Origin of the sequence: Streptomyces sp. NPDC049597 (assembly GCF_040675505.1) — a bacterium.
Classification (GTDB): domain Bacteria; phylum Actinomycetota; class Actinomycetes; order Streptomycetales; family Streptomycetaceae; genus Streptomyces.
Map to the genome: position 1 here is coordinate 239,880 of NZ_JBFAOY010000002.1, position 12,346 is coordinate 252,225.

At 72.3% G+C, this 12,346-nt stretch carries 8 protein-coding genes; all 8 read left to right on the forward strand.

All coding sequences use genetic code 11. From position 1 onward, the window contains the following. Nucleotides 1–525 precede the first annotated feature (525 nt). The 8 genes from AB0K02_RS04955 to galK all read left to right on the forward strand — a co-directional run bounded on the left by AB0K02_RS04955 (nt 526) and on the right by galK (nt 12,233). Nucleotides 526–1,848 (forward strand): acyltransferase, encoded by a 1,323-nt coding sequence (locus AB0K02_RS04955; protein ID WP_365990938.1) that lies wholly within the window; start codon nt 526–528, stop codon nt 1,846–1,848. A gap of 43 nt (nt 1,849–1,891) precedes the next feature. After that, a complete protein-coding gene (locus tag AB0K02_RS04960; protein ID WP_365990939.1) occupies nt 1,892–3,700 on the forward strand; it encodes an ABC-F family ATP-binding cassette domain-containing protein in 1,809 nt (602 codons plus the stop codon). Nucleotides 3,701–4,343: 643 nt separating this feature from the next. Next, a complete protein-coding gene (locus AB0K02_RS04965; RefSeq protein ID WP_365990940.1) occupies nt 4,344–6,113 on the forward strand; it encodes a PQQ-binding-like beta-propeller repeat protein in 1,770 nt (589 codons plus the stop codon). Nucleotides 6,114–6,179: 66 nt separating this feature from the next. Beyond that, nucleotides 6,180–7,988, forward strand: a complete 1,809-nt coding sequence (locus AB0K02_RS04970) for a PQQ-binding-like beta-propeller repeat protein (protein WP_365990941.1) — start codon at nt 6,180–6,182, stop codon at nt 7,986–7,988. 212 nt (nt 7,989–8,200) lie between these two features. After that, nucleotides 8,201–8,896 (forward strand): LuxR C-terminal-related transcriptional regulator, encoded by a 696-nt coding sequence (locus tag AB0K02_RS04975; protein ID WP_365990942.1) that lies wholly within the window; start codon nt 8,201–8,203, stop codon nt 8,894–8,896. A 224-nt stretch (nt 8,897–9,120) separates the two neighbouring features. Continuing rightward, on the forward strand, nt 9,121–10,161 hold the full coding sequence (gene galT / locus AB0K02_RS04980) for a galactose-1-phosphate uridylyltransferase (protein WP_365990943.1): 1,041 nt from the start codon (nt 9,121–9,123) through the stop codon (nt 10,159–10,161). Then, complete coding sequence (galE, locus tag AB0K02_RS04985) at nt 10,162–11,130, forward strand: UDP-glucose 4-epimerase GalE (protein WP_365990944.1); 969 nt, start codon at nt 10,162–10,164, stop codon at nt 11,128–11,130. It abuts the gene before it with no gap. Then, nucleotides 11,127–12,233 (forward strand): galactokinase, encoded by a 1,107-nt coding sequence (gene galK, locus AB0K02_RS04990; protein WP_365990945.1) that lies wholly within the window; start codon nt 11,127–11,129, stop codon nt 12,231–12,233. Before galE ends, galK begins: the two co-directional genes overlap by 4 nt. Nucleotides 12,234–12,346 lie beyond the last annotated feature (113 nt).

Consider the following 12,346-nt stretch of genomic DNA (forward strand, 5'->3'; position numbering starts at 1 on the left):
GGCAGGTCGGCGCTGCGTGGCGGGGGCCGCTGCGGCGGGGCTGTTTCCCGGCCCCCGTTCCGGGCTGCGCCCAGCCCCCTTCGGGGCTGCGCCCGGCCCCGTTCCGGACTGCGCCCTGAGCCGTTCGGGGGCCTCTGCCTCCGGGCCCGTTCCGGGCTGTGCCCTGGGCAGGTCGGCGCTGCGTGGAGGGGGCCGCTGCGGGGGCTGTTCCCCACCCCGCCCTCTGGGGCGCCCCCCGCACCCGCGCGCCTCAAACGCCGGCGGGCTGGATTTTCGCGGAGCGATGTCAGCCCGTCCGCGGGCACCGCCCACGGCAGCCAGGCCGTAAGGGGAGGACACCGCGCGAAGCGCGGTACGGGTCCGGGCGGAGCCCGGTTTCGGGAGGGGGCGCCTCCCACGCCGCCAGGCGTAGGCGGGCGGGGCGGGGGCCGCACGCCGCGGGCGATCACTCGCCCCCACGTACTCAGGCCCACATGAGTACCCGCGCCCTCCCGCCCGCCGGACCCCCACGGCAGCCTGGCGCCCATGACCACCGCCACGACCACCGCCACCGAGCTCGCCGCCGCCACTCCCGTCACCCGCGACCGCTACGTCGACCTCCTTCGCGTGGCGTCCCTCGGCGTCGTCGTCGGCGGGCACTGGCTCATGGCCGCCGTGACCGACGACGGGGTCGGGAACCTGCTCGCCGTCGTGCCGGAGCTGCAGGTCCTCACCTGGGTCCTCCAGGTGATGCCCGTCTTCTTCTTCGTCGGCGGGTTCTCGCACGCCCTCTCCTACCGGTCGCTGCGGCGCCGGCACCCCGACCGGCCCGTGTACTCCGTCTTCCTGCGCGGACGCCTCCAGCGGCTGCTGCGGCCGACCATGGCCTTCGTCCTCGTCTGGGGCGCCGCCGCGCTCGCCGTGCAGCTGCTCGGCGGGGGCGGCGGGACGACGGGGGTCGCGCTGCGGCTCGTCGCCCAGCCGCTGTGGTTCATCGGCATCTATCTCGCGATGGTCGCCTTCACGCCGCCGCTGCTGAGGCTGCACGAACGTTTCGGCTGGGGCGCCTTCGGGGCGCTCGCCGCGGCCGCCGCCGCTGTCGACGTGCTGCGGTTCGCCGCGGACGTGCCCTTCGTCGAGTTCCTGAACTTCGCCTTCGTCTGGCTCGCCGTCCACCAGCTCGGCTTCCTGCGGGCGGACGGCCGCATCCGCAGGCCCGCCCCGCTCGCGTCCGCCGGTCTCGCCGGAGCCGCCGCGCTCGTCGCCCTCGGGCCGTATCCGCTCTCCATGGTCGGGATGCCCGGCGAGAAGATCTCGAACATGGCTCCGCCCACCCTCGCCCTGCTCTGCCACGGGCTGTGGCTGGTCGGCGCCGTCGAGCTGCTCAGAGGGCCGGGCGCCCGCCTGCTGCGCCGCCCCCGCGTCTGGCGGGGCGTCGTCGCCGCGAACGGCATCGCCATGACCGCGTTCCTGTGGCACCTGACCGCCATGCTCGGCGTGTACGGGGCGATGATCGCCGCGGGCCTTCGGCTGCCGGAACCCGCGGGGGCCGCCTGGTGGGCCGGAGCCCCGTTCCGGATCGCCGCGGCGGCCCTGGCGACCGCCGGCCTCGTCGCCGTCTTCCGCCGTTTCGAGCGCCCCGCGCACAGCGCTGGTGTGCCCGTGCCGGGCACCGGGCCCGTCGCCGCCACGGGGATCACCCTGTGCCTGTTCGGCGTCCTCGGCCTGTCCATGGTCGGCTTCGGGGGGCTGCTGGAGGGCAGGACCGCGACGCTCGTAGCCGTGCCGGTCAGCGCACCCGCGGCCGTCGCCATGGCGCTCGGCGGCTGGCTGCTGGTGGAACGGGCCGGACGGGGCAGGAGCGCGTGACTTGTAGGCTGGGGGGTCGATCGTTCCCCCTGGCAGGAGAGAAATGGCCGTCAATCTGGTCAATGTCGAGGCAGTCAGCAAGGTGTACGGCACACGCGCCCTGCTCGACTCCGTCTCCCTCGGCGTCTCCGAGGGGGACCGCATCGGCGTCGTCGGCCGCAACGGCGACGGCAAGACCACCCTCATCCGCCTGCTCGCCAAGCTGGAGGAGCCGGACACCGGCCGGGTCACCCAGAGCGGCGCGCTGCGGCTCGGCGTGCTCACCCAGCACGACTCGCTCGACCCCGAGGCCACCATCCGCCACGAGGTCATCGGTGATCTGGCCGACCACGAGTGGGCCGGGAACGCCAAGATCCGCGACGTGCTGACCGGACTGTTCGACGGGCTCGACCTCTCCGGGTTCCCGCAGGGACTCGACACCGTGATCGGGCCGCTGTCCGGCGGCGAGCGCCGCCGCATCGCGCTCGCCAAGCTGCTCATCGCCGACCAGGACCTGATCGTCCTCGACGAGCCCACCAACCACCTCGACGTGGAGGGCATCGCCTGGCTCGCGAGGCATCTGCAGACCCGCCGCTCGGCGCTCGTCTGCGTCACGCACGACCGCTGGTTCCTCGACCAGGTCTGCACCCGCATGTGGGACGTGCAGCGCGGGGCCGTGTACGAGTACGAGGGCGGCTACAGCGACTACGTCTTCGCCCGGGCCGAGCGCGAGCGCATCGCGGCCACCGAGGAGGCCAAGCGGCAGAACCTGATGCGCAAGGAGCTGGCCTGGCTGCGGCGCGGAGCCCCCGCCCGTACCTCCAAGCCCCGCTACCGCATCGAGGCCGCGAACGAGCTGATCGCCGACGTCCCGCCGCCGCGCGACACCTCCGAGCTGATGAAGTTCGCCGGCGCCCGCCTCGGCAAGACGGTCTTCGACCTGGAGGACGTGACCGTCCAGGCCGGGCCCAAGGTGCTGGTGCAGCACCTGACCTGGCAGCTCGGCCCCGGCGACCGCATCGGTCTGGTCGGCGTCAACGGCGCGGGCAAGACCTCGCTGTTGCGCACCCTCGCCGACGCCGCCCGCACCCAGGGCGAGAAGCAGCCCGTGGCCGGCCGCGTCGTCGTCGGCAAGACGGTCAGACTCGCGTACCTCTCGCAGGACGTCGCCGAACTGCCCCCGGCGCTGCGGGTGCTGGAGGCGGTGCAGCAGGTCCGCGACCGCGTCGACCTCGGCAAGGGCCGTGAGATGACCGCGGGCCAGCTGTGCGAGCAGTTCGGCTTCGGCAAGGAGAAGCAGTGGACGCCGGTGGGCGACCTGTCGGGCGGTGAGCGCCGCCGCCTCCAGCTGCTGCGCCTGCTGATGGACGAGCCGAACGTCCTGTTCCTCGACGAGCCCACGAACGACCTCGACATCGAGACGCTGACGCAGCTGGAGGACCTGCTCGACGGCTGGCCCGGTTCGATGGTGGTCATCTCCCACGACCGGTTCTTCGTCGAGCGGACCACGGACCGCACGTTCGCACTGCTCGGCGACGGCGCGCTGAGGATGCTGCCGCGCGGCATCGACGAGTACCTGGAGCGCCGGGCGCGCATGGTCGAGGCGTCGGCGCCCACACCGCCGCCCGCCCCGGCGGCCGCGGGGGGCAAGGAGAAGTCGGCAGCGGACGCGCGTGCGGCGAAGAAGGAACTGCAGCGGATCGAGCGACAGCTCGACAAGATCTCCGAGAAGGAGAGCAAACTGCACGCTCACATGGCCGACAACGCGACCGACTTCGAGCGCGTCGCGAAGCTGGACGCCGAGCTGCGCGAACTGGCGAGCGAACGCGAGGAGTTGGAGATGCGCTGGCTCGAACTCGCGGAAGACGCCTAGAGGCCGTTCGTAGAGAAGCCGTGGAAACCGCGTAACAACAGCATCACGGGCCGGTCCTCCCTTGGGAACAGGGGCGAACCGAGCCCGTTCCGCGTTCGTCGCGGGTGATACAAAGAAGCGCGTCCGACTGCGCTTCCGGCCGCCCGCCGGGGGAGCCACGGGGGCCGGGGCACCGCCGATCACGCCGAGAGCCGTGGGGGGTGCCCGCCGGGCAGCGGACCGCAGGAGGAGGGGGAGGCGCTGATGACTCAGCCGCCTGATCGACAGGGGCCACAGGGGAGCTCCGGCGCTGCGCACCGTCAGCGGCACGGGGGCGCGTACCCCCTTGCGCCCGTCCGGAGTTCCCGTCCTACGCAGCCCCAGGTCCCGCATCAGGCGCGTGGACCGCGCCGCTTCCTCGTGAGCCGGACGGGCCCCGCCGCCACGGCTGTGGCCGGACCGCGCCTCGCGGGCGATGTCACCTGTGCGGCACCGAGCGGCGAGGACGAGAAGACGCCGCCCGTCGCCGGCGCCCCGGAGCCCGTCGCTCGCCCACCGGCTCCGTCGGGCCGGACGACGTCGCCGAGGGGCAACTGAACGCGGTCTGGGTCATCCGGACATCCCCCACCCCTACTCGCCCCGAACTCTCCAGAGGTAGTACGCCATGACACAGCCGCCGAACCAGCCGCCGCAGCCGGGCTTCGGAGCTCCCCAGGACCCGCAGGGCGTCCCGCAGCCGCCCGCCCAGCCGCCCCAGATGCCGCCGGCCCCGCCGGCGCCCCCCGCGGGCGCACCGCAGGCCCCCGGCTACGGATACCCGCAGCAGCAGCCCGGCTACGGATACCCGCAGGCGGGCCAGCCCGGCCCGTACGCCCAGCAGCCCGGCCCGTACAACCAACAGCCGGGCCCGTACAACCAGCCCGGCCCGTACGGGGGTTACCCGGCGCAGCCGCAGTACCCCGGTGCGCCGACCCCGCCGTCCGGCGGCTCCGGGAACTTCTTCAAGGGGAAGACCGGCATCATCGTGGCCGCTTCGGCGGCCGCGCTGCTCCTCATCGGCGGTGGCACGTACTTCGCCGTCGCCGGTGACGACACGCAGGACAAGCCGAACGTCAGCAAGTCCAGCGAGGACCCGAAGCCGACCGGCTCGCCGACCGTCGACCAGGGCGACGGCAAGGGCGACGGCGCCCGTGACGGCGAGGAGGACCTCAACGCGGGACGCCAGGAGGGCGAGGCCAAGGTCCTCTTCCTGACCAAGAACGACGTCGACCTGCCGCGCAACGGCTCCGACGTGTTCGGCCCGTGGGTGGTCGGCGACACCGTCGTCAAGGCCATGTACCGCGAGATCGCCGGGTATTCGGTGACCGACGGCACCAAGAAGTGGAGTGTGCCGGTGACCACCGGGGTGTGCTCCGCGCCCGCGAACGCCTCCGAGGACGGGAAGATCGTCTTCGGTGTCAAGGACGGTCTGACCGACAAGGCCAAGTGCAACGACCTGCAGATGGTCGACCTCAAGACTGGCAGGGCCGGCTGGAAGAACTCGATCCCCAAGGCCTCCGGCTTCGCCGGCCTGTCCGACTTCACCCTCGCCATCAGCGGCAACACACTGGCGGTCGGAGGCAGCGGCAACTCGTACGGCTACTCCCTCGCCGACGGCAAGCAGCTGTTCGGCAAGCCGTCGGGCGACTGCAAGCCGTTCGCCTTCGCCGGCGGACCCCGCCTGCTGGCCGGCGCGAGCTGCCCCACCTCGGACTACAACAAGCCCAAGCAGCAGCTCCAGGAGGTCGACCCGGTCACCGGCAGGACCAAGTGGACCTACAACACGCCCGAGGGCTGGGAGATCGACAAGGTCTACTCGGCGAGCCCGCTGGTCGTCTCCATCACCCAGCGCGAGCCCAAGAAGTGGTCCATCATCGCGCTGACCGACAACGGCAAGCCGCGCTCGCAGATCGACGGCGGCACGGACAAGTACCAGCCCCGGTGCGGCGGCTCCTTCGTGGTCTTCGGCCAGAACCTCGAGGGCTGCACCGGCGTGGCCGCCGACGCCGACACCTTCTACATGGCGACCGAGACGGGCTACGGCACCGCCAACGAGGTCGTCGCCTTCAACCTCGACACCGGCAAGGCCAAGTGGCGCTCCAAGGCGCCGGCCGAGCGCCGGATGACTCCGCTGCGGATGGAGGGCGGCAACGTCCTCGTCTACATGGGCGCCTCCTACGACAAGGGCGGCACGGTCGCCACGATCGCCCCCACCGGCGGCGCGCCGAAGACGCTGCTGCAGCACCCGGCGTCGACCGCGCGGATCGAGAACACCTTCTACTCGCCCAAGACGGCCTATGCCGACGGCCGTTTCTTCATCGCCGCAGGGCGGGTGAGCGCGAGCAACGACGAGGAGGAGAAGGAGACGAAGACCATGATGGCCTTCGGCCAGTGACCGTGACCGTCGCCCCCCGAACCTTGTCCGCTCTTCAGCCGTACCGCTCCCAGAGGTAAGCACCCCATGACGCAGCCGCCGCCCCCGCCCAACCAGCCGCCCGGCCCGCCGCCGCACCAGCCCCCGGCCGGCCCGCCGCACCAGCCCCCGCAGGGAGGGTTCGGTGCGCCGCAGCAGCCGCCGGCGGGCGGGTTCGGCGCGCCGACGCCGCCGCAGGACGGCGCGTACGGCTACCCGCAGACCCCGCCGCCCGCCCAGCCGCCGTACGGGCAGCCGCCCCAGCCCCCGCCGCCCGGCGCGGGCCAGCCGCCCTACGGCTACCCGCAGCAGGGCGCCCCGGGCCTGCCGCAGCAGGGCTACGGCTACCCGACGCAGCCCATGCAGCCGCAGTACACGCCGCCGCAGAACGGTGGCGGCGGCCGCAGGCTCAGCACGCAGATGCAGATCATCATCGCCGCGTGCGTGGCCGTCGTCCTGATCGTCGTTGGCGGCATCGTGTACGCGAACACCGGTGACGACGGCAAGAAGGACGAGGCCAAGAACTCCTCGGGCGGCGCGTCCGGCGGTGGCGGCGCGGACACCGAGCCCGCCCGGGACGGGGCCGGCAAGGAGAAGGCGGGGGCCAACACCAAGGCCAAGGTCGCCTTCCAGCTCCCCGAGCCGCCGCGTGAGGACCTGACGGCCGTTCCCGGCTCCTGGGTCACCGACAAGGCGTACGTGAAGCCGGGCGTCAACTCGGTCGTCGCGTACGACGTCGCCAAGGGCAGCGTCCTGTGGACCACCCCGCTCGCCGGTCAGGTGTGCGCGGCCTCGCGCCACATGACCGAGGACCACAAGACGGCGATCCTCTTCGAGGCGAAGAAGCGCACCGCCCCCAAGTTCTACGAGAAGTGCACCGAGGTCGGGGTCCTCGACCTCAACACCGGCAAGCTGCTGTGGAGCAAGTCGGTCGCGGGCGACGGCGACGAGAAGACCCAGTTCGAGCAGGTCACGCAGAGCGGCAACACGGTCGCCGCGGGCGGGCTCTACGGCGGTGCCGCGTTCGACCTGACCACCGGAGCGGTCCGCTGGAAGCCCAAGGTCGACGCCCAGCAGTGCCGTGACATCGGCTACGGCGGCGGCAAGGCGCTCGTCGCGGTCCGCACCTGCGGCGACTACGACAACCGCACCGCCTCCGTCCAGACGCTCAACCCCGACAACGGCACCCCGCTGTCGTCGTTCAAGATGCCGGCGGGCGTCGAGGACGCCCGGGTCGTGTCCAGTGACCCGCTGGTCGTCGCCGCCGACGTCGGTGACACGGGTACGTTCGGCATCTCGGACTTCTTCTCGATCGACGGCAAGACCGGCAAGCTGCGCGCGAAGATCGCGGCTCCGGGCGACCAGTACCTGGCCCGCTGCTCGGCCAGCGACGGCGTCGAGGGCTGCCAGTTCGTGCTCGTCGGCAACGACAGGCTCTACCTGCCGACCGCCGAGCACGACGGCAGCGGCGCACTCGGCCGCACCAACGAGATCATCGCCTTCGACCTCGCGACCGGAAAGGGCACGCCCGAGCGCGCGGACGCCGGCGAGGGCTACCACTCGCTGCCGCTGCGCATGGACGGTGGCAACCTCATCGTCTACAAGTGGCCTCCCTACAACAAGGGCGGTCAGGTCGTGAGCATCGACGGCGCCACCTTCAAGCAGACGGTGCTGCTGGAGAACCCCTCCGACCGCGCCGTGCGCGACGCCGAGACGAGCTTCCCGGAGACCGGTGCCGAGTACGACTACGCGGGGGGCCGGTTCTTCATCTCGCAGGACCTGATGAGCAAGCCGCGCGAGAACGACTCGCAGTTCGGCAAGAAGTACCTGGCGGTCGCCTTCAGCGTGGCCGACTGACCCACAGGAGAACGCCGTCCGGCCCGGCCCGTCGCTTCGACGGGCCGGGCCGCGGTGTTTGTCGCCGAGAGCCGGCACAAGTGGTCCCGTTTGCCGAGGAATTCGGCATTGTGGGGCGCTTCTGCCGAGTCGGGGGCGCGCTCGTGGGCACGAGCGTGTAGCTTGCCGGGTCAGGAGGCCGGGGGGCCTGCTCCGACGGGGAGGGTTGCTCGATGGGCGTGCGGCTCATCGTGGTCGACGACCACAGACTGCTCGCGGAGGCGCTCGCCTCGGCGCTGAAACTGCGCGGCCACCGGGTGCTGGCGGCGGCCGCGCCCGCCGCCGGGGCGGCCGAACTCGTCGTCGCGAGGGCGCCCGAGGTCTGTCTGCTGGGGACCCAGGCACCTGCCGCGCCGGGCGCCTTCGACCCGGTCGTGCGGATCAAGCGGGACCGCCCCCAGGTGGCCGTCCTGGTCCTCGGACCGGTGCCCAGCCCGCGGGGCATCGCCGCGGCGTTCGCGGCGGGGGCGTCCGGCTACGTGCGTCACGACGAGCGCATCGAAGGAGTGGAGCGCGCGCTGGTGAAGGCCCGGGCGGGCGAGGCGGTGGTGGCGCCCCAGCTCCTCCAGGGCGCGTTCGCCGAGCTCCTCAACCCGGCGGCGCAGCCCGACGACGAGGGCCAGCGGCTCCTCTCGCTGCTCACCGCGCGCGAGGTCGAGGTGCTCGTGCGGGTCGCGGAGGGCGAGGACACCCGGCTGATCGCGGCCGGGATGGGCATCGCGCCGAGCACCGCGCGCACGCATGTGCAGCGCGTCCTCATGAAGCTGGGCGTCGGCTCCCGTCTCGAGGCGGCGGCCCTGGCCGCCCGCACGGGCCTGCTGGACCGGGCGGCGCGCAGCGGTGTGACACCAGGCCCGGGGCGCGACTAGTCCACGGGGCGCGGTGGGGCCGTCAGGCGGGATTCAGCCGGAGCGGCCCTGTCGACGTGCCCGCATGCGCGGATGCGCGAGGTGTACGCCGCATCGACCGTCATCACAGGAACCCCCGGACCCGCGGGCTCTGCGGGGAGAGGGGCGACCTCCTTGACGCCATCTGTTCGAGCATGGTTAGTTGTGTTTGATTCTGTTGGTAAGGGGTGGGTGAGGAGCTCCGTGTGAAGAAGACGTCGACCCGGCTCGCCGACGGGCGTGAGCTGCTCTACTACGACGCCCGGGACGACGTCGTACGCGACGCCGCCGACCCGCGGCCCCTCGACGCCGTGTCGACCACCGCCGAGGTGCGTCACGACGTCCTCCTCGGCGACACCGTCGCCATCGCCTCGCACCGGCAGGGCCGCACCTATCACCCGCCGGCCGACGAATGCCCCCTCTGCCCCTCGCGCGACGGGCGCCACAGCGAAATTCCCGCCGCCGACTACGACGTCGCCGTGTTCGAGAACCGCTTCCCCTCCCTCGCCGGTGAGCTCGGCCGCTGCGAGGTCGTCTGCTTCACCTCCGACCACGACGCCTCGTTCGCCGATCTCACCGCCGAGCAGGCCGGGCTCGTCCTGGAGGCATGGACGGACCGCACCGCCGACCTCGCCGAAGTGCCCGGCGTCGAGCAGGTCTTCTGCTTCGAGAACCGCGGCGCCGAGATCGGCGTGACCCTCCAGCACCCCCACGGCCAGATCTACGGCTACCCCTTCGTCACCCCGCGCAGCGCCCTCATGCTGCGCTCAGCTGCCGGACACCGCGCGGCGACCGGGCGCAACCTGTTCGACGACGTCGTGGCGGGCGAGCTGGCCGAGGAGGCCCGCGTGGTGCTGGAGGGCGCGCACTGGGTCGCCTTCGTGCCGTACGCGGCGCACTGGCCCTACGAGGTGCACCTCTATCCCAAGCGCCGGGTGCCCGACCTGCGTGCCCTGGACGAGGCCGCGCGCACAGAGTTCCCACAGGTCTATCTGGAACTCTTGAGGCGCTTCGACCGGATCTTCGGTCCGGGCGAACCGCCGACCCCGTACATCTCCGCCTGGCACCAGGCGCCGTTCACCGCGGAAGGGCGGGACGACTTCGCCCTGCATCTCGAGCTTTTCACCATCCGCCGCACTTCCGGCAAGCTGAAGTTTCTCGCGGGTTCCGAGTCCGGTATGAGCGTGTTCATCAACGACGTGCCGCCAGAAGCCGCGGCCGAGCGACTGCGAGAGGTAGCGAGCTAAGTGAGCAAGAAGTACCTGGTCACAGGCGGTGCGGGATATGTCGGCAGCGTGGTGGCCCAGCACCTTGTGGAGGCCGGCCACCAGGTGACCGTGCTCGACGACCTCTCCACCGGGTTCCGCGAGGGCGTCCCGGCGGGCGCGCGGTTCGTCGAGGGCCGCATCCAGGACGCCGCGCGCCATCTCGACGCCTCGTACGACGGCGTACTGCACTTCGCCGCTTTCTCGCAGGTCGGCGAGTCGGTCGCCAAGCCGGAGAAGTACTGGGAGAACAACGTCGGCGGCACGATGGCGCTGCTGTCCGCCATGCGCTCCGCCGGCGTGCGCACCCTCGTCTTCTCCTCCACCGCCGCGACCTACGGCGAGCCGGTCTCGACCCCCATCACCGAGTCCGACCCGACCGCGCCGACCAGCCCCTACGGTGCCTCCAAGCTCGCCGTCGACCACATGATCAGCGGCGAGGCCGCGGCGCACGGGCTGGCCGCGGTGTCCCTGCGGTACTTCAACGTCGCGGGCGCGTACGGCGACTGCGGCGAGCGCCACGACCCCGAGTCGCACCTCATCCCGCTGGTCCTCCAGGTCGCGCTGGGCAGGCGCCCGTCCATCTCCGTCTTCGGCGACGACTACCCCACGCCGGACGGCACGTGCGTCCGCGACTACATCCATGTCGCCGACCTCGCCGAGGCCCATCTGCTCGCGCTCGACGCGGCGAAGCCCGGCGAGCACCTGATCTGCAATCTCGGCAACGGCAACGGCTTCTCCGTGCGCGAGGTCATCGAGACCGTGCGCAAGGTCACCGGCCACCCGGTGCCCGAGGTCATGGCCGAGCGCCGCGGCGGCGACCCCGCGGTCCTCGTCGCCTCCGCAGCCGCAGCCCAGGAACGCCTGGGCTGGCAACCGAGCCGCGCCGACCTGGCCGGCATCGTGTCCGACGCCTGGGCATTCGCCCGCGGGAGGGAGAACGCGTCATGAGCGACGGTGTGTGGGCAGCCCCCGGCAGGGTGAATCTGATCGGTGAACACACCGACTACAACGACGGTTTCGTCATGCCCTTCGCGCTGCCGCACACCACGGTGGCGACCGTGGCGCGCCGTGACGACGGCGTGCTGCGGCTCCACTCCGCCGACGTGGCCGGCGATGCTGTCGAACTGCGCGTCGACGACCTGGCCCCGGCCGCGCGTTCGGGCGACTGGACCGACTACCCGGCGGGCGTCGTGTGGGCGCTGCGCCGGGCGGGCCTCGCGGTGGGCGGCGCCGACGTCCACTACGAGTCCACCGTGCCGACCGGCGCCGGACTGTCCTCGTCCGCCGCGATCGAGGTCGTCACCGCACTCGCCCTGAACGACCTGTACGCACTGGGCCTGGATTCCCGGGACATCTCCCGCATGTGCCGGAGGGCGGAGAACGCCTACGTCGGCGCCCCCACCGGGATCATGGACCAGATGGCCTCGGCCTGCTGCGTCGAGGGCCACGCCCTGCACCTGGACACCCGTGACCTCTCGCTGCGTCAGATCCCCTTCGACCTGACGGCCCACGGCCTCGAACTCCTTGTCGTGGACACCCGGGTGAAGCACGCCCACAGCGAGGGGGAGTACGGAAAGCGCCGCGCCGGCTGCGAGGCGGGCGCGGCGGCGCTCGGTGTCGACACGCTGCGGGACGTCCCGTTCGACGGACTGGCCGACGCCCTGGCCCGCCTCGACGACCCGCAGGTGCGCGCCCTGGTCCGTCACATCGTCACGGAGAACCACCGGGTGGAGCGCGTGATCGCGCACCTGGAGGCGGGTGAGGTCCGCGCGATCGGCCCGGTCCTGACGGAGGGCCACGCCTCCCTGCGCGACGACTTCGCGGTCTCGTGCCGTGAACTCGACCTGGTGGTCGACACGGCACTGTCCGCCGGGGCGCTCGGCGCGCGGATGACGGGCGGCGGCTTCGGCGGTTCGGCGATCGTGCTCGTCGAGTCGTCATCGGCGCGCCTGGTGACGAAGTCGGTCCAGGAGGCGTTCGCGGCCCGGTCCCTGGACGAGCCCCGCGTCTTCACGGCTGTCCCGTCGGCGGGAGCGCGGCGCGTGTCCTGAAGCGGCGGATCCGCATCCACCCCGGGAACGGGCGGTCCCGGCACGGACGGGCGGCGAGTCGCGCCGACCACGTGGCCGGGACGGTCTTTTGTGCAAAGGGGCTTCCGTCGCGG